The 17,116-nt window shown below is 72.1% G+C and carries 14 protein-coding genes; 10 read left to right on the top strand and 4 right to left on the bottom strand.

Annotation, left to right across the window (positions count from 1 at the left end; translation table 11 throughout):
* Positions 1 to 54: 54 nt before the first annotated feature.
* From purN to C4T78_RS30225, 5 genes are all read left to right on the top strand, one after another.
* Entirely contained in the window at positions 55 to 648 is a 594-nt protein-coding gene (purN, locus tag C4T78_RS30245; protein ID WP_235863527.1) for a phosphoribosylglycinamide formyltransferase, read from the top strand.
* Positions 645 to 2,210 carry a bifunctional phosphoribosylaminoimidazolecarboxamide formyltransferase/IMP cyclohydrolase gene (purH, locus tag C4T78_RS30240; RefSeq protein WP_093352506.1) on the top strand — a complete coding sequence of 522 codons (1,566 nt, stop codon included), beginning with the start codon at positions 645 to 647 and terminating at the stop codon, positions 2,208 to 2,210. The genes purN and purH overlap by 4 nt, the downstream gene beginning before the upstream one ends.
* A gap of 560 nt (positions 2,211 to 2,770) precedes the next feature.
* Positions 2,771 to 3,478, top strand: coding sequence for a DnaE2-dependent mutagenesis accessory factor ImuA' (gene imuA' / locus C4T78_RS30235; RefSeq protein WP_093352509.1), 708 nt, complete (start codon positions 2,771 to 2,773; stop codon positions 3,476 to 3,478).
* A gap of 2 nt (positions 3,479 to 3,480) precedes the next feature.
* Positions 3,481 to 5,136 (top strand): DNA polymerase Y family protein, encoded by a 1,656-nt coding sequence (locus tag C4T78_RS30230; protein WP_093352512.1) that lies wholly within the window; start codon positions 3,481 to 3,483, stop codon positions 5,134 to 5,136.
* Between the two features lie 74 nt (positions 5,137 to 5,210).
* The gene (locus C4T78_RS30225; RefSeq protein WP_093352514.1) at positions 5,211 to 8,516 is read left to right on the top strand and encodes an error-prone DNA polymerase; all 3,306 of its coding nucleotides are present in this window, start codon (positions 5,211 to 5,213) and stop codon (positions 8,514 to 8,516) included.
* 231 nt (positions 8,517 to 8,747) lie between these two features.
* Here the strand turns inward: C4T78_RS30225 and C4T78_RS30220 are convergent, their stop codons facing one another.
* Complete coding sequence (locus C4T78_RS30220; protein WP_093352517.1) at positions 8,748 to 9,704, bottom strand: helix-turn-helix transcriptional regulator; 957 nt, start codon at positions 9,702 to 9,704, stop codon at positions 8,748 to 8,750.
* A 61-nt stretch (positions 9,705 to 9,765) separates the two neighbouring features.
* Here C4T78_RS30220 and C4T78_RS30215 point away from each other — a divergent pair, with 61 nt between their 5' ends.
* Positions 9,766 to 10,905 carry an epoxide hydrolase family protein gene (locus tag C4T78_RS30215; protein WP_093352519.1) on the top strand — a complete coding sequence of 380 codons (1,140 nt, stop codon included), beginning with the start codon at positions 9,766 to 9,768 and terminating at the stop codon, positions 10,903 to 10,905.
* On the opposite strand, the gene C4T78_RS30210 is transcribed toward C4T78_RS30215, so the two are convergent.
* Positions 10,889 to 11,368, bottom strand: a complete 480-nt coding sequence (locus C4T78_RS30210) for a MerR family transcriptional regulator (RefSeq protein WP_093352522.1) — start codon at positions 11,366 to 11,368, stop codon at positions 10,889 to 10,891. The two genes, C4T78_RS30215 and C4T78_RS30210, sit on opposite strands and share 17 nt — an antisense overlap.
* Before the next feature lie 59 nt (positions 11,369 to 11,427).
* On the opposite strand from C4T78_RS30210, the gene C4T78_RS30205 reads away from it, so the two are divergent.
* Positions 11,428 to 12,363, top strand: coding sequence for an NAD(P)-dependent oxidoreductase (locus C4T78_RS30205; RefSeq protein ID WP_093352524.1), 936 nt, complete (start codon positions 11,428 to 11,430; stop codon positions 12,361 to 12,363).
* Here the strand turns inward: C4T78_RS30205 and C4T78_RS30200 are convergent.
* Positions 12,324 to 13,601, bottom strand: coding sequence for an ArgE/DapE family deacylase (locus C4T78_RS30200; protein ID WP_235863528.1), 1,278 nt, complete (start codon positions 13,599 to 13,601; stop codon positions 12,324 to 12,326). The genes C4T78_RS30205 and C4T78_RS30200 overlap by 40 nt on opposite strands.
* A 57-nt stretch (positions 13,602 to 13,658) precedes the next feature.
* Here C4T78_RS30200 and C4T78_RS30195 point away from each other — a divergent pair, with 57 nt between their 5' ends.
* From C4T78_RS30195 to C4T78_RS30185, 3 genes are all read left to right on the top strand, one after another.
* Entirely contained in the window at positions 13,659 to 14,120 is a 462-nt protein-coding gene (locus C4T78_RS30195) for a universal stress protein (protein WP_235863529.1), read from the top strand.
* Between the two features lie 78 nt (positions 14,121 to 14,198).
* Complete coding sequence (locus tag C4T78_RS30190; protein ID WP_093352530.1) at positions 14,199 to 14,789, top strand: pentapeptide repeat-containing protein; 591 nt, start codon at positions 14,199 to 14,201, stop codon at positions 14,787 to 14,789.
* 92 nt (positions 14,790 to 14,881) lie between these two features.
* On the top strand, positions 14,882 to 15,520 hold the full coding sequence (locus C4T78_RS30185) for a LysE family translocator (protein ID WP_093352910.1): 639 nt from the start codon (positions 14,882 to 14,884) through the stop codon (positions 15,518 to 15,520).
* A gap of 2 nt (positions 15,521 to 15,522) precedes the next feature.
* On the opposite strand, the gene C4T78_RS30180 is transcribed toward C4T78_RS30185, so the two are convergent.
* On the bottom strand, positions 15,523 to 17,010 hold the full coding sequence (locus C4T78_RS30180) for an alpha/beta hydrolase (RefSeq protein ID WP_093352532.1): 1,488 nt from the start codon (positions 17,008 to 17,010) through the stop codon (positions 15,523 to 15,525).
* Positions 17,011 to 17,116 lie beyond the last annotated feature (106 nt).

Below are 17,116 nucleotides of genomic sequence, written 5' to 3'. Positions count from 1 at the left end.
CAGTCGAACACCGCCGCGTCGCCCACCCGGTTCACCACCGCCGATCCGGCGCGCGTGGTCGTGCTGGTGTCCGGCTCCGGAACTCTGCTGCAGGCCCTGCTCGACGCGACCGGCTCGCCCGACTACCCGGTGCAGGTGGTCGCGGTCGGCGCGGATCGCGACGGCATCGAAGGACTCGCCCGCGCCGAGCGCGCCGGGGTGCCGACCTTCGTCCGCCGCGTCAAGGACCACCCGAGCCGGGACGACTGGGATCGCGCGCTGACCGAGGCCTGCGCCGAGCACGAGCCGGACCTGGTGGTCTCCGCCGGGTTCATGAAGCTCGTCGGTGCGCACTTCCTGTCGCGCTTCGACGGCCGGTACCTCAACAGCCACCCGGCTCTGCTGCCCTCGTTCCCCGGCATGCACGGGGTGCGCGACGCGCTGGAGTACGGGGTGCGGGTCACCGGTTGCACGTTGTTCGTGGTCGACGCCGGCGTGGACACCGGACCGATCCTCGCGCAGGAGGCGGTCGAGGTGCGCCCCGACGACGACGAGGCGAGCTTGCACGAGCGGATCAAGGCCGTCGAGCGGCGGTTGCTGGTCGACACCCTGGAACAGCTGGCGTTGCACGGTTGGACCGTGCAGGGACGGAAGGTGAGTATCCCGTGACCGCGAACTCGCAGGAGCGGCGTGCTGTTCGCCGCGCGCTGATCGGCGTGTCGGACAAGTCGGGGCTGCTGGAGCTGGCCACCGGGCTGCACGCCGCCGGGGTGGAGATCGTGTCCACCGGCGGCACCGCCCGCACCATCGCGGACGCGGGCGTTCCGGTGACCCCGGTCGAGGAGCTCACCGGTTTCCCGGAGGCGCTCGACGGCCGGGTCAAGACCCTGCACCCGCGGGTGCACGCGGGCCTGCTCGCCGACCTGCGCCGCCCGGAGCACGCCGACCAGCTCCGCGAGCTGGACATCGCCCCGTTCGACCTGCTGGTGGTCAACCTGTACCCGTTCGTGCAGACGGTGGCCTCGGGCGCCGCGCCGGACGAGGTGATCGAGCAGATCGACATCGGCGGCCCGGCGATGGTGCGCGCCTCCGCGAAGAACCACGCGAACGTCGCGGTCGTCGTCGACCCCAGCCGCTACGAGTGGCTGCTGGAGCAGGTCCGGGAAGGCGGCTTCACGCTGGCCGACCGGGTCGAGCTGGCGGCCGCCGCGTTCCGGCACACCGCCTCCTACGACGTCGCGGTGGCGTCCTGGATGAGCAAGGTGCCGACCGGCGACGACTCGGTGTTCCCCGGCTGGATCGGGGAGACCTGGGAGCGCCGCTCCGCGCTGCGCTACGGCGAGAACCCGCACCAGCCCGCCGCGCTGTACGTCTCCGGCGGTGAGGCCACCGGCCTGGCGGCCGCGGCCCAGCTGCACGGCAAGGAGATGTCCTACAACAACTACGTCGACGCCGACGCGGCCTGGCGGGCGGCGCACGACCACAGCCGGCCGTGCGTGGCCATCATCAAGCACGCCAACCCGTGCGGCATCGCGGTCGCCGACGACATCGCCGCCGCGCACCGCAAGGCGCACGAGTGCGACCCGGTCAGCGCCTACGGCGGCGTGATCGCGACGAACCGCGAGGTCTCGGTGGCGATGGCCGAGCAGGTCTCGGAGATCTTCACCGAGGTCATCGTGGCGCCGGGCTACGCCGATGGCGCGGTTGACGTGCTGAGCAAGAAGAAGAACATCCGGATCCTGACCGCGCAGCCGCCCAAGAGCGGCCGGATCGAGATGCGGGCGATCTCCGGCGGCATGCTGGTGCAGGGCTCCGACGCGATCGACGCCGAGGGCGACGACCCGGCCAACTGGACGCTGGCGGCCGGTCCCGCGGCGGACGACGCCACGCTGGCGGACCTGGAGTTCGCCTGGCGCGCCTGCCGCGCGGTGAAGTCGAACGCGATCCTGCTGGCCGACGGCGGTGCCACCGTCGGCGTGGGCATGGGGCAGGTGAACCGGGTCGACTCGGCTCGCCTGGCTGTCTCCCGGGCAGGTGACCGGGCCAAGGGCGCGGTGGTCGCGTCCGACGCGTTCTTCCCGTTCGCCGACGGCCCGCAGGTGCTGCTCGACGCCGGCGTGCGCGCCATCGTGCAGCCGGGCGGTTCGGTCCGGGACGCCGACACCATCGCGGTGGCGGAGGCGGCCGGTGTGCCGCTCTACTTCACCGGGACGCGCCACTTCGCGCACTGACCCAGGAGCACTCCGAGCGGTGCGGGCGGCCACGGCCGTCCGCACCGCTCGCTTTTCGCGGTCGGTGCGGGCGAGGTGCCGGTGGGACTGGTCCGGTCGTGACGTGCGCATGGGAAGACTCCTCGGTTGTCTGGGGAATTCGTTCGCCGCGCGGCCGTCCCGGCGGGGAGCGCGCGGAGCACCGGGCGGTCGGACCCGGTGTCGCAGCGGTCGGCGGGAGCCGGATCCGGGCGTTCGCTGGGGCGGCCCGGGAGCGCGGTCTCGGGTCAAGTTGTAGCGGCTTTTTCCGGTCGCCTCAGCCGAATTTCGGGCGATCGAACAAATGTTCACCCAATCCGGCTACAGGCCTTGACGCAGGCCGCGGGCCAGGGTTTACTTGTCCTTGTTCGAACTGAGGTTCGAGATGGATCGGTAGGTGTCGGGGCCGACCGATCTGTTGGATCCGGCGCTGCGTTCGGGTGCAGGCGCAGTGTCGGTTCCACCGCTGTCTTCCCCACAGCGGCTTGGTGGGTGCCCGCGCCGGGGTCGGGCACCCACGCGCACGATGTGGGGAGGCAGCGATGTCCGCGATGGCGTCTTCGACGGCGCCGGGCGTGTCCGCGGCTCACGGGGTGTTCGTGGGCGCGCCGGTGGTCGGAGAGGGTGGTGTTCCTGGTGCGGGCCGGGTGCTGCCCACGCGGGCAGAACTCGCCGCCGTGCTGCCATGGCCGGGATTGCGCCGTGGCAGCACGGTGGCGGTGCACGGATCTGTTTCGCTGCTCTTCGCGCTGCTCGCCGAGGCGACCGCCAGCGGCTCTTGGGCCGCCGTGGTGGGGCTGGCCGGCATCAGCCTGGTCGCCGCTGCCGAAACCGGTGTGGAACTCGCCAGGCTCGCGGTGGTCCCGCGGCCGGGCGGCGACCCGGTCGGTGTGGTCGCCGCGCTGCTCGACGGCGTGGACCTGGTCGTCGTCGGCGGTGCTCGGCGGATCGCGGATTCCGATGCCCGGCGACTGTCGGCGCGGGCGCGCAACCGCGGTTCGGTGCTGCTGCCGTTCGGCCCGTGGGCGGGTGCGGAGGTGCAGCTTCGTTGTGCCGATGCCGACTGGCGCGGGATCGGCCAGGGCCACGGGTACCTGCGGGAACGCGCGGTCACGGTGCACGCGGGCGGGCGCGGTGCGGCGTCCCGGCCGTGTTCGTGCCGGCTCCTGCTCCCGGGGCGCGGCGGAGCTGTCGGGGTTCCCGCGGACGAGACCGCGCGGCCCCGGCTGCGATCCGTGGCGGGTGAGTAGCGATGCCGCCTCGTCGACTCGTCGTGTGGTGCCCGGACTGGCCGGTGGTCGCAGCGGCCCGCGCGGCCGAGCTCGGTCCGCTGGTGCCCGCCGCGGTGTTCGCCGCCAACCGGGTGGTCGCCTGCTCGGCGACGGCCCGCGACAGCGGGGTCCGGCGCGGGATGCGCCGCCGCGAAGCGCAGGGCCGCTGCCCGGAGCTGGTGGTCCGCGAGCACGATCCGGACCGGGATGCGCGGATGTTCGAGCCGGTGGTGGCCGCGATCGAGGACATGATGCCGGGAGTGGAGATCGTCCGACCGGGCCTGGTGGCGGTTCCGGCGCGTGGTCCGGCGCGCTACTTCGGTTCGGAGGCGGGCGCCGCCGAGCGGGTGATCGACAAGATCGGCGCGCACGTCGGGGTCGAGTGCCAGGTGGGCATCGCGGACGGGCTGTTCGCCGCGGTCCTGGCCGCTCGGCGCGGCCAGCTGGTCGCGTCCGGGTTGAGCCAGGAGTTCCTCGCGCCGCTGGCCGTCGAGGAGATCGATCAGCTCGCCGACCGGCTCAGCGGCCGGCAGGTCGCGGAGCAGGTGGAGCTGGTGGACCTGTTGCGGCGCTTGGGGATTCGCACGCTGGGCGACTTCGCCGCGCTGGCCCCGTCGGACGTCGCGACGAGGTTCGGCCGGTTCGCGCTGATGATGCACCGCGCGGCCGGCGGGCAGGAGGAGCGGCCGGTGCTCCGGCGGCAACCCCCGCCGGACCTGGTGATCTCCGAGCGGCTCGATCCGCCGGTGGACCGGGTGGACCGAGCCGCCTTCGCGGCCAAGGTGCTGGCCGATCGGCTGCACGTCAGGCTCGGCGAGCTCGGGCTGGCGTGCACGCGACTGGGGATCTCGGCGAGCACCGAGCACGGGGAGGAGCTGCACCGGGTGTGGCGGTGCGCCGAGCCGCTGACGCCGTCGTCCACTGCGGACCGGGTGCGCTGGCAGCTCGACGGCTGGCTGAACGGCCGCAGCGGGGCCCAGCGCCCGACGGCCGGGGTGAGCGTGCTGAGCCTGCACCCGGAGGAAGTCGTCGGAGCGGGCGGGTTGCAGCTCGACCTGCTCAGCGCCGCGACCGGTGAGGCGGATGCCCGCGCGGGCCGCGCGTTCGCCCGGGTGCAGGGCATGCTCGGGCCGGACGCGGTGCTGACCGGAGTGCTCGACGGCGGTCGGGACCTGCGCGATCAGGTGCGGTTCGTGCCGTGGGGCGATGAGCGCCGACCGGCGTCGGAGCCGGATCGCCCGTGGCCGGGCCGGATTCCGGCGCCGTCTCCCTCCGTGGTCCCGGATTCGCCGTGGCCCGCGGTGGTGCTCGATGCCGAGGGCCGGCCGGTGGGGATCACCGACCGGGATCGGCTGACCGCCGCGCCGCACCGCGTCGAGGTGTCGGGCGGCCGGTCCCGCGCGGTGTCGGGCTGGGCGGGGCCGTGGCCGGTGACCGAGCGCTGGTGGGCGGAGCTGCTGGCCGTCGCCGGGCAGACGGCTCCGGCGACGCAGGTGCCGCCGCGGTCGTCGGTGCGGATCCAGGTGGTGCTCGAAGCGGATTCCGGCGCAGGCGGACCGGATCCCGATCCCGGCGAGGTGGCCCTGCTGCTGGTGCACGAGCGGGGTCGCTGGTGGGTGCAGGGCGCCTATCGATGAGCACGAACACTCGTTCGAGTGGTTTGCCCGTTTCTCGGTGGCGTCGTGATTTCGAACTGGAGTTCACTGTTGTCATGAGTTGGTTCAACCCTCCCCAGACCTGGTCGGAACTGGAGACCGCGCTGTCCGGTCGCTCCGGTTCCGCCACCGGGCGAGGGGACCGCGACGAGCGGGGTCCCGGCGACGGGAACGACGGTCCGGTGCGGACTCGGCAGCACACCGAGCACCGGTCAGACGTCGTTCCCGCGATGCCGCAGGTCCCGTACGCGGAGCTGCACGCGCACTCCAACTTCAGCTTCCTGGACGGGGCGAGCCACCCGGAGGAGCTGGTGGCGGAGGCGGCGCGGCTGGGGCTGGAGGCGATCGCGCTCACCGATCACGACGGCTTGTACGGGGTGGTGCGCTTCGCCGAAGCCGCCGCAGAGCACGGGATGCGCACGGTGTTCGGCGCCGAGCTCAGCCTGGGGCTCACCGCGCCGCAGAACGGGGTGCCCGATCCGGAGGGGCGGCACCTGGTGGTGCTGGCGCGGGATCTCACCGGTTACGCGAGCCTGTGCCGGGAGATCAGCAAGGCGCAGTTGGCCGGGAAGGAGAAGGGGCGTCCGGTCTACGAGCTGACGGAGCTCGCCGCCGCGGCCGGAGGGCACTGGCAGGTGCTCACCGGTTGCCGGAAGGGTGCGGTGCCCGCTGCGCTCGCGGCGGACGGCTTCGACGCCGCTGCGGCGGAGTTGGACGGGCTGGTCGCGCTGTTCGGCGCGGATCACGTCGCGGTGGAGCTGACCGACCACGGGTTGCCCGCGGATTCCGCGCGCAACGATGCGCTGACCGAGCTGGCCGCCCGCGCCGGGGTGGCCACGGTGGCCAGCACCGGGGCGCACCTGGCCCGGCCCGAGCAGGCCCGGCTGGCCGGGGTGGTCGCCGCGATCCGGGCCCGCCGCAGCCTGGACGAGGTGGACGGCTGGCTGCCCGCTTGGGCGGGCAACTACCTGCGCTCCGGGGCCGAGATGGCGGAGCTGTTCGCGCGCTACCCGGGAGCCGTGCAGCGAGCCGCCGAGCTCGGCAAGGAGTGCGCCTTCGACCTGCAGCTGGTGGCTCCGCAGCTGCCGCCGTTCCGCGTGCCCAAGGGGCGCACCGAGGCGAGCTGGCTGCGCGAGCTGACCTACCAGGGCGCGCTGGAGCGGTACGGCCTGCCGCAGCAGAATCCCGTGGCCTACCAGCAGATCGAGCACGAGCTGGCGGTGATCGAGGAACTGCGCTTCCCCGGCTACTTCCTGATCGTGCAGGACATCGTGGAGTTCTGCCGGAGCCAGGGAATCCTGTGCCAGGGCAGGGGATCGGCGGCGAACTCGGCGGTGTGCTTCGCGCTGCGGATCACCAACGCGGACCCGGTGCGCTACCAGCTGCTCTTCGAGCGCTTCCTGGCTCCGGAGCGGGACGGTCCGCCGGACATCGACCTGGACATCGAGTCGGACCGCCGCGAAGAGGTGATCCAGTACGTCTACCGCACGTACGGCCGGATGCACGCCGCCCAGGTGGCGAACGTGATCAGCTACCGGCCGCGCTCCGCGGTGCGCGACGTCGCCCGCGCGCTCGGCTATTCGCCGGGGCAGCAGGACGCCTGGAGCAAGGAGATCGAGCACTGGGGCCCGCTGCCGGAGGATTCCGAGATCCCCGGACCGGTGCGGCAGCTGGCCGGTGAGCTGCTGGGTTTCCCGCGGCACCTGGGCATCCACTCCGGCGGGATGGTGATCTGCCACCAGCCGGTCAGCGAGGTGTGCCCGGTGGAGTGGGCGCGGATGCCCGGCCGCACCGTCCTGCAGTGGGACAAGGACGACTGCGCGGAGGCGGGCCTGGTCAAGTTCGACCTGCTCGGGCTGGGCATGCTCTCGGCGCTGCGGTACGCCACCGAGATGGTGCGCGAGCACCACGGGCGCGAGGTCGACCTCGGTCGGCTGGACCTGGCCGACGACGCGGTCTACGAGATGCTGCGCCGGGCCGACGCGGTCGGGGTGTTCCAGGTGGAGAGCCGCGCGCAGCTGGCCACGCTGCCGAGACTGAAGCCGCGGGAGTTCTACGACCTGGTGGTCGAGGTGGCGTTGATCCGGCCGGGGCCGATCCAGGGCGGTTCGGTGCACCCCTACATCCGGCGTCGCAACGGGGCGGAGGAGTGGGACTTCGAGCACCCGCTGATGGCCGGTGCGCTGGCCAAGACCTACGGGGTCCCGCTGTTCCAGGAGCAGTTGATGCAGCTGGCGGTGGACGTCGCGGGGTTCACCCCGGCGGAGGCCGATCAGCTGCGGCGGGCGATGGGGGCCAAGCGGTCGGAGGAGCGGATGGCCCGGCTCAAGGACCGGCTCTTCGAGGGCATGGCGGCCAACGGCATCTCCGGGACGCTGGCCGACCGGATCTACCAGCGGATGCTGGCCTTCGCCAACTACGGCTTCCCGGAGAGCCACGCGCTGAGCTTCGCGCTGCTGGTGTTCGCCAGCGCGTGGTTCAAGCACTACTACCCGGCGGCCTTCTGCGCCGCCCTGCTCAAGGCGCAGCCGATGGGCTTCTACTCGCCGCAGTCGCTGGTCGCGGATGCCCGGCGGCACGGCGTGCGGGTGCGCGGGCCGGATGTCAACGCGAGTCGGGCGCAGGCCGATCTGGAACCCGATGCCGCCAGTGAGGGGCGGCAGGCGGTGCGGCTCGGGCTGGCTTCGGTGCGCGGGCTCGGTGAAGGGGCGGCGGAGAAGCTGGTTGCCGAGCGGGCGGCGAACGGCCCGTACACCGGCATGGCCGAGGTGGCCCGGCGGGTGGAGCTGACCGCGGTGCAGATGGAGGCGTTGGCGACGGCCGGCGCGTTCGGCTGCTTCGGGCTGTCCCGCCGCGAGGCGTTGTGGAACGCGGCTGCGGCGGCCGGTGATCGATCGAACCGGCTGCCGGGGACCACGGCCGCGGCGCCTGCGCCTGCCCTGCCCGGCATGGAAGGGATCGACGTGGCTGCGGCGGACGTCTGGGCCACCGGAGTTTCCCCGGACAGCTTCCCGCTGCAGTTCGTGCGGTCCAAGTTGGACTCGATCGGTGCCCTCCCGGCAGCGCGTCTGTCCGAAGTGGAGCACGGGTCGAGGGTGCTGGTCGGTGGTGCGGTGACGCACCGGCAGCGACCGGCCACCGCGGGCGGGATCACGTTCCTGAACCTGGAGGACGAGACCGGCATGGTCAACGTCATGTGCTCTCCGGGTTTGTGGGCGCGGTACCGCAAGGTCGGGCGCTCCAGCGCGGCATTGCTGGTGCGCGGAATCGTGGAGCGAGCGGAAGGGGTGATCAATCTGAGAGCTGACCGGCTGCAGAAGTTGGAAGTCCGCATCCCCTCAACCTCTCGCGACTTCCACTGAGGTTCTCCGGCCTCGGTTTGCGCTGGTGGTCGCTCAACGCGGCTGAGCCTCCAGCAGGGCTGAGACCTCATCAGCAGCCACTCGACTCGGCGTCGACCGGCCCGACCGGCAGCGGACGAACACCACTCCCTCCCAGGGTGTTGCCTCCGGCCATCGCTCGGGCGCGGTCCAGGGACGCCGGGGCCCGAGCGCGGCGAACCCCACCGACGCCGCGCTCGGGCCCACCCGGGTTCAGCGTCGACGGGTGCTGGCGTTGGTGAGCCTGTTGCCCAGTTTCCGCAGGTGTTCGGCGAGTTCTGGAGGTGATTCGACTTCGAAGTCGACATCGAGCACGCCCATCGCGAATGCGACGAGGTCGTAGGAGTCCGAGGCGAGTTCCAAGCGGCAGGTGCTCTCGTCCAACGGGGTCACGATGCCGTCGATCCGGCCTTCGACGTCCTCGGCGGGCGCGTGCACGAGCAGTTGTGAACGCAGCGGCCACATCTCGAATCCCACCGTTCTGCGCAGGTAAGCCAAGACATCGCCGTCCGGCGGTTCCCGGTGCGCGAAGCGCGATCCGTTGGGGGTGCGCAGCGTCATCCGGTCCACCCGGAAGGTGCGCCAGTCCGCTCGGTCGACGTCCCAGCCGACGAGGTACCACTTCGGCCCCCAGCAGACGAGGCGGTGTGGCTCGACGTTGCGCCGCGACTCGGCTCCGTGGTGGTCGAGGTAGTCGAAGCGCAGCGTTTCAGCGGCCCGGACGGCGGCCGAGATCGCGGTGAGCACCGTTGCCCGCACGCCCGATTCGGTGCCGCGGGACATCGTCACCACCGCGTTCTTCAGCGTGCTCACCCGGTGGCGAAGCCTGGACGGCAGGACCTGTTCGAGCTTGTTCAGCGCGCGCACCGAGGCTTCCTCGGCTCCGGTGACGCGCCCGGCTGCCGCGGTGTGCAGACCGACCGCGACCGCGACCGCTTCGTCGTCGTCGAGCAGCAGCGGCGGCAGCGAGGCGCCGGCGCCGAGCCGGTACCCGCCGTGCGGGCCGATGGTGGCGTCCACCGGGTAACCCAGCTCGCGCAGCTGATCGATGTCGCGGCGCACGGTCCGGGTGGTGACTTCGAGTCGTTCGGCGAGTTCGGTGCCGGACCACTCACGGCCCATCTGCAGCAGCGAGAGCAGCCGGAGGAAGCGGGCGGGTGTGGCGAGCATGCGCCCACCTTGGCAGAGGAGTAGGACCGAAGCTGTCCTACTCCGCCGCCAGCCTGCACGCATGTACGCACTAGCACCGTTTCGGATCGATGTCGCCCAGGAAGCCCTGGACGATCTGCGGGAGCGGCTGGCCCGCACTCGCTGGCCCGGCGAGCTCCCCGGCGTCGGCTGGTCGTACGGCGTGCACCAGGAGTACCTGGCCGATCTGGTCGAGCACTGGCGCACGGACTACGACTGGCGCTCGCACGAGGCCCGCCTCAATTCGTTCCCGCAGTTCACGACGGTCATCGGTGATCAGCGGGTGCACTTCCTGCACGTCCGCTCCCCGGAACCGGGTGCGACGCCGCTGATCATCACGCACGGTTGGCCGAGCACGGTCCACGACTTCGTCGACGTCATCGGGCCGCTGACCGACCCGCGCGCGCACGGTGGGGATCCGGCGGACGCCTTCCACGTGGTCGCGCCCTCGCTGCCGGGATTCGGCTTCTCCGGGCCGACCGCGCGGACGGGGTGGGGAGTGCACCGGATCGCGCGTGCCTGGGCGGAGCTGATGCGGCGTCTCGGGTACGAGCGCTACGGAGCGCAGGGCGGCGATTTCGGCAGCCTCGTGTCGCCGGAGCTCGGCCGGATCGCACCGGAGAACGTCCTCGGCGTGCACGTGAACGCGTTGGCGGATGCTGCGGTGGCGAGCGATCCCGGCGATCTGGCGCTGTTGACGGAGGAGGATCGCGCGAAGGCCGAGCGGAATCGGAAGCTCTGGTACGGGCATTCCGGCTATGCGGTGCAGATGTCCACCCGGCCGCAGACGCTGGCCTACGCGCTCAACGATTCTCCGGCCGGTCAGCTGGCGTGGAACCTGGAGTGGTTCGTCGACTGGGATCCCGAGCGCACCGAGCAGACCCCGATCGACCGGGACGCGATCCTGACCAACGTGACGATCTTCTGGTTGACCGGGACGGCGGGTTCGGCGGCCCGGCTCTACCTGGAGTCCGCCGACGCGTGGGGTAGGCGTGCCGCGCGCACCACGATCCCGACCGGCGTGGCGAACTTCGCCGGAGATGGGGCGGTCCGAGGCCTGGCGGAGCTCTCCCACGAGATCACCCGGTGGACCAGCTACTCCGGGGGAGGGCACTTCGCCTCGCTACAGGCCCCGGATCTGCTTGTCGACGACATCCGGGCGTTCTTCAGGACCCTGCGCTAGCCGAGAACCCGGAGCTGCGGGCGGAACGGGAACTTCGTCGAGCCGCACCGATGTCGGCGGATTGCTGCACGGCGCCGATCGCGGCGCAGGCTTCCGGATCGGCGATGCCGGTCGACTCGGTGGCGGCGATGATGTCGTCCAGCGCGTCGCGGGCGGCCAGCAGGTCGGCCACCGCTGCGTCGAGACGCTCGCGCTCCCGGTTGAGGTCGGGCAGCATCCCGGAACAGGCCGGGGCCAGGGAAACCCCGTCATCGGTCATGCACGGCAGCAGCTCGGCGATGGTGGCGGTGCCGAGGCCCGCCGCGAGCAGCATGCGGATGCCCCGCACCGTGGCGACGTCCGCCTCCGAGTACTCGCGGTATCCGCTCGGCAGCCGCGGGGGCGCGAGCAGACCCTGCTCCTCGTAGTAGCGCAGGAGGCGCTGGCTTACTCCGGTTCGCCGGGAGAACTCACCCATGCGCATGTGATGGCCACCACTCCACGTTGACTCTCACATCGATGTGACACCGCAGCCTAATCCGCATGACGAATCAGCGAGGAGCAGTTCCGCAGCAAGCACCGGTCACCGTCGTCGGACTCGGCCCGATGGGCCTGGCGCTCGCCGAAGCGCTGCTGGAGCGCGGCCACCCGACGACGGTCTGGAACCGCACTCCGGCGAAGGCCGACGGTGTCGTCGCCGGGGGTGCCCGCCGTGCGGCGAGCATCGCGGAGGCGGTGTCGGCGAGCGAGATCTCGATCATCTGCCTGAAGGACTACGAGACCATGTACGGGGTTCTCGGCCCGGCAGCGGAGGCGCTGCGGGGCCGGACCTTGATCAACCTGAACTCCGGCACCCCGGGCGAGGCCGCTGCGGCAGCCGACTGGGCCGCCGAACTCGGCGCGGCGTACCTCGACGGCGCGATCATGGTGCCGCCACCGCTCGTCGGAGATCCCGAGTCCGTCTTCCTCTACAGCGGATCGGAGGACGTCTTCGACGAGCACCGGGAGACGCTGGCGAGCATGGGAGCACCGCGGTTCCTCGGGGCCGATCCGGGCCTCGCGGTGCTGCACAACGCCGCCCTGCTCGGCTTGATGTACGCGACCGTGAACGGCTTCCTGCACGCCACCGCCCTGGTCGGCTCGGCAGGTGTCTCCGCGGTCGAGTTCGCCGACCTCGCCGTCAACTGGTTCCTGCCCGCCGTGGTGGTGAACCCGGCCCTCGTCGAGCAGGCGGCCGATCTGGAGGCGAGCGACTACCCCGGTGAGCTCGGCACCATGGAGATGAACCGGAACGCCTTGGAACACATCGCGCGGACCTGCGTGGAGCAGGGCGTTCACGCTGATCAGGCGCGGCACATGGCGGCGATCGCGGAGCAGGCGATCGCCGCCGGCCACGGGGGCGAGAACTACCTCGCCGTGTACGAGGTGTTCAAGGGCGATCAGGCGATGCCGCAGCGGCGGATCGCCAGCAGGGCGTAGGTGCGGGCCGCCTGCTCCAGCTCGGCGACCGCGACGTGCTCGTCGTGGGCGTGCGCGTAGCGGATGTCGCCGGGGCCGTACTGGAGCGTCGGGATCCCAGCGGCCGAGTAGAGCCGCAGATCGGTGCCGTAGGGCGCACCGAGCGCCACCGGCCGGGGTGCGCCCGCCGCGACGACGGCGTCCTGGGTCTCGGGGAGCAGCCGGTGTCCTTCGGGCAGTCGTCCGCTGGCGAAGATCCCGCCGGGCCAGCTGACCTGGACCGGGTGCTCCGCCAGCCAGGGGTCGGCGGCGCAGGCCTCGGCGATGGCGGCGGTGAACTCGGCCTTGGCGTCCTCGATCGACTCGCCGATCCGGACGCCGTAGCGGCCTTCGGCGATCGCCAGGTCCGGCACCGTGCTGGCCCAGTCGCCGACCCGTGCCATGCCGATGGACAGCGGGTACGGCACTTCCAGGTGCGCGACCAGCGGGTCGGGGCCGGCGTTGCGGCGGGATTCCAGCGCGCGCAGCGCGGGCAGCAGGTGGGCGAGCTTGTCGAGCGCGCTCACACCCCGGTACCTGGTGGAGCCGTGCGTGCTCTGGCCGGCGATTTCGAGCCGGAACGTGAGCGATCCGCCGTTGGCGGCCACGATCGTGCCCGAGCTCGGCTCGGCCAGCACGCACGCCGCTCCGCGGTGCCCGCGCCGCAGCGTGGCGAACGCGCCGAGCCCGCCGTCCTCCTCGCCGACGACGGTGTGCACGGCCACCGGCCGGGCGAGCTCGATCCCGGCCGTGCGCAGCGCCTGCAGCGCACCGAAGATCGCGGCCAGCCCGCCCTTCATGTCGCAGGTGCCGCGACCGGCCGCGATGCCGTCCTGGACGCGCAGGGCGTAGGGGTCGCGGTCCGGCCAGCGGTCGAGGTCGCCGGGCGGGACGACGTCGGTGTGCCCGCAGAACACCAGCGCGGGCTCCGGGCCGTCCCCGCGCACTCCCACGCAGCCGTAGGCGGTGTCGCGGTCGGCCTCCTGGCCGGGGAAACCGTCCTGCTCGGCGAGCTCGCGGACGTCGATGCGCCAGTGGTCCACGCGGTGCCCGAGCCCGGCCAGCCGGTCGGCGCACCACTGCTGGGCGTCGTGCTCGCCGGTGGTGCCACCGACGCTGGGGATCTTGACGAGCTCGCGCAGGTCGTCCAGGACGCCGTCGGCGTCCACCGCGTCGAGGGCGCGACGTTCGAGGTCGGAGAGGGTGTGGCCGCTGTTCACGTGTCGAGTGTGTCGCATCCGTCCAACTGCCCGGGCCGCGACCACTACCATCTCCGCGTGGCCGAAGGCGACAACACCGAGCGGGAATTCGAGATCGGCAAGGACGGGCTGGGCGGCATCGTCGTGGGCATGGACGGCAGCCCGGCGAGCTTCCACGCCGCGGCGTGGGCTGCCGGCCTGGCGCGGCGCGAGCGCGCGCGGCTGGTGCTGGTCTACGTCGAGGCGGTGGGCGGGGTCGCCTACTGGTCGCCGATGGGCGTCGCGGTCGCCAGCGAGGCGGCCGAGAGCCTGGTGGAGGAGTTGAAGAAGGAGGTCGTGTCGCACCTGAAGTGGGTGGACATCGACTGGGACTTCGTGCACCACCGCGGCGATCCGGCCGTGGGCCTGGAGCAGGTCGCCGAGCAGTACCGGGCGGATCTGATCGTGGTGGGTCGCTCGCGGCGCCGCGGCGGACTGCTCGGCACGGTGCCCGCGACACTGGTGGTCGAGGCGGTCCGGCCGGTGGTCGTGGTGCCGTGACGAACCGCGGCTGACCTGCGGCTCCGGGGTGATGGCACCCCAGAACACCTGTGGCGCCCGAAGTGGCACGCTGGGCTGATGACGAGCGCGGTGGGCGAGGACTTCCAGGACGCAGTGCTGACGGACCAGGAGTGGGAGGGGCGCTCGTTCGAGCGCTGCGACTTCACCGATGCGGACCTGACCGGCTTGAGCACCCGCAACTGCGTGTTCACCGAGTGCGTGTTCACCGGAGCGGACCTCAACGCCTCGCAGCACGTCGCCACCGCGTTCCGGTCCTGCAAGTTCGAGCGCACCGTGCTCGGTAAGTCCACTTTGGACGGATGTAGCCTGCTGGGGTCGAGTTTCGTGGACTGCCGTCTGCGCGCGTTGCGGCTGCGCGAGACGGACCTGACGCTGGTGGGCATGGGCGGCGCGGACTTGCGGGGGCTGGACCTGCGCGGCATCCGCTTCCGCGAGGCAAACCTGACCGATTGCGATCTGCGCCGCTGCGACCTCCGCGAAGCGGACTTCACCGGTGCCCGCCTGCTCGGCGCCCGGCTGGCCGAGGCCGACCTCCGGGATGCCCGCCTCGACGCGGACGCCATGGTGCAGGCCAACCTCCGCGGCGCCCGCGTCGACACGATGCTCGCCCTCGCCTTCGCCGCGGCGCACGGCCTCCGCGTCGACTGAACGGCGATCTCGCGCGGTTGCGCCGAGCCGCGCGGCCGCTCCACCGGAAAACCGATTCAGCCGGGAGCGATCCCCGTGCTTCCATGAGTTCCATGGTGGCCACCGATCGACTGCTCGCGTTCGCCGCGATGTCCTTCCTGCTGATCGTGATTCCCGGCCCGAGCGTGCTGTTCGTCGTCGGCCGAGCCCTGGCGCAGGGCCGCCGCGCCGCGCTCACCACGGTCCTGGGGAACACCCTCGGTGCCTACGTGCTCGTCGTCGCCGTCGCGTTCGGAGTCGGGGCGATCGTCGAGCGATCGGCCCTGGTGTTCACGGCGCTGAAGCTGGTGGGCGCCGCATACCTGGTGCACCTGGGCATCAAGGCGATCCGGCAGCGCAAGTCGTTGCACGCGGAGCTCGCCGGGGGCGGGCCCGGGCGCGGCGGGCTGCGCACGCTGTGGGAGGGCTTCGCGGTCGGGGTGGCCAATCCCAAGACGATGGTGTTCTTCGCCGCCGTGCTACCGCAGTTCGTCGATCGGGAGCAGGGCGGTGTCGCAGTGCAGATGCTGCTGCTCGGCTTGCTCTTCAACGTCATCGCGGTGATCTGCGATGCGGTGTGGGGACTCGCCGCCGCCACCGCGCGGGACTGGTTCGCCCGCTCACCGCAGCGGCTCGCCACCGTCGGTGGGGCCGGTGGCCTCGCGATGATCGGGCTCGGCGTCTCCATCGCGGTGACGGGCCGCAAGGACTAGCGTCAGCAGGCGAGGTCGCGCTGCGGGCGCTCGCCGTCGACCAGGAAACCCGTCGCGACGTCGTGGACGCATTGGTCGGCCAGGAACAGGTAGGCCAGGTGGCCGCCCTGGTCGGCGGTCACCATCCGGGCCCGGTCGCCGAAGGCCTCCCGCAGGTCGCGGGCGCCGGTCAGCGGAGTCGCGGGATCGCGGAGGTTCTGCAGGACCAGCACGTTCGACGGGCCCTCGTCGGTGATCTCGACCTGCGGTTCGAGCGGCTCGGACGGCCAGAACGCGCACGGCGTGATGTTGGCCCCGGCGGCGCCGAACATCGGGTGCCGGAGCCGGTCGAGCTCGACGTTGCGCTGGTAGGTCCGGACGTCCTCCGGCCACGCGGAGTCGTTGCAGATCACGTGCAGCTGGCTGGCGAGGTAGTTGTCCGCCGGGATGCTCGGGTCGACGGGCCCCGGGTCGCCGGGGTCGGGCAGTGGCACCGGGTTGCCGGTGTCGAGCGCCTGCCAGGTCTCGGCCAGCCGGGGCAGCTCCCGGTCGAAGTAGAGCGCGGCGAAGGTGGCGAAGCGGAACGCCGGTCCGGTGTAGCCGTCCGGGCTCGGCGTCGCGTCCAGCCGCGCGGCGAGCTCGAAGTACTTCGCCCGCACTCGCTCCGGTGTCTCGCCGAGGCCGTACTCGGGGTGTGCGGCGGCGAACGCCGCGAAGTCCGGGAACCGGTCCTCGAAGCCCTGCCCGAACGACCTCGCGAACTCGTGGTCCCAGCCGTTCGGGCCGGTCGCGCTGTCGAACAGGAACCGGTCGCTGCGCTCCGGGAACATCGCGGTGTAGACCGAGCCGAGGTAGGTGCCGTAGGAGATGCCGAAGTAGGACACCGCCGACTCGCCCAGCGCCTCGCGGACCCGGTCCATGTCGCGGGCGGTGTTGGCGGTGGTGATGTGCGGCAGCAGCGGCGCCGTCGCCGATGCCCCGCACTTCTCGGCGACGGCCCGCACCCGCTCGGCCTCCTCCTCGACGCCGGCCGCGTCGGGCGCGTGCACCGGGATGTTGGTCGGGTGTTCCAGGAGGGTGAGGTCGCAGGTCACCGGTGTGCTGTGGCCGACGCCGCGGGGGTCCATCCCGATCACGTCGTAGCTGTCCAGCACCTCCTGCGGCAGCCCCAGATCGCGCAGGACGGCCGGGAAGCTCAAGCCGGTGCCGCCCGGCCCGCCGCTGTTGGTCAGCAGCACGCCGCGGCGCTTTTCCGGGTTCGCGCTGGCCAGGCGCGAGATCGCGACGGATATCGTCCGGCCGCCGGGGTCGCGGTAGTCCAGCGGGACGTCGAGCGCGGCGCACTCGAGGCCGGGTTCGGTGACGTCCACCGGGCACGGGCCCCAGTTCAGCTGTTCGGGTGGGGTCGCGGATGCGGCGGTCGGGGTCAGGCTCGCCACGACTGCGGCGACGAGGACGGTCAACACGGGTTCGCGCACCAGTGCTCCTCTGAGTTGCTCCACAATGGACATAGCTGGGAGCGCTGTTGCGGCAGCGGTTTCCCAGCGGCGGTGAGTTCGGACGTCGATGACTCCGATCTCAGCGCGCCGCGGCCTCCGCGCCCAGTGCCGCCGGGTC

Source organism: Saccharopolyspora kobensis (assembly GCF_900108315.1).
Taxonomy (GTDB): domain Bacteria; phylum Actinomycetota; class Actinomycetes; order Mycobacteriales; family Pseudonocardiaceae; genus Saccharopolyspora; species Saccharopolyspora kobensis.
Note: the sequence above shows the minus strand (reverse complement) of the source record. Positions and strands in the feature narration are given on the sequence as shown.

Excerpts from the sequence above, each read along its gene's own strand:
- C4T78_RS30230 (WP_093352512.1), top strand. The coding sequence starts at position 3,481 with ATGCCGCCTCGTCGACTCGTCGTGTGGTGCCCGGACTGGCCGGTGGTC.
- C4T78_RS30215 (WP_093352519.1), top strand. The coding sequence starts at position 9,766 with ATGTACGCACTAGCACCGTTTCGGATCGATGTCGCCCAGGAAGCCCTG.
- C4T78_RS30205 (WP_093352524.1), top strand. The coding sequence starts at position 11,428 with ATGACGAATCAGCGAGGAGCAGTTCCGCAGCAAGCACCGGTCACCGTC.
- C4T78_RS30225 (WP_093352514.1), top strand. The coding sequence starts at position 5,211 with ATGAGTTGGTTCAACCCTCCCCAGACCTGGTCGGAACTGGAGACCGCG.
- imuA' (WP_093352509.1), top strand. The coding sequence starts at position 2,771 with ATGTCCGCGATGGCGTCTTCGACGGCGCCGGGCGTGTCCGCGGCTCAC.
- C4T78_RS30220 (WP_093352517.1), bottom strand. The coding sequence starts at position 9,704 with ATGCTCGCCACACCCGCCCGCTTCCTCCGGCTGCTCTCGCTGCTGCAG.
- C4T78_RS30210 (WP_093352522.1), bottom strand. The coding sequence starts at position 11,368 with ATGCGCATGGGTGAGTTCTCCCGGCGAACCGGAGTAAGCCAGCGCCTC.
- C4T78_RS30185 (WP_093352910.1), top strand. The coding sequence starts at position 14,882 with ATGGTGGCCACCGATCGACTGCTCGCGTTCGCCGCGATGTCCTTCCTG.
- C4T78_RS30190 (WP_093352530.1), top strand. The coding sequence starts at position 14,199 with ATGACGAGCGCGGTGGGCGAGGACTTCCAGGACGCAGTGCTGACGGAC.
- C4T78_RS30180 (WP_093352532.1), bottom strand. The coding sequence starts at position 17,010 with ATGTCCATTGTGGAGCAACTCAGAGGAGCACTGGTGCGCGAACCCGTG.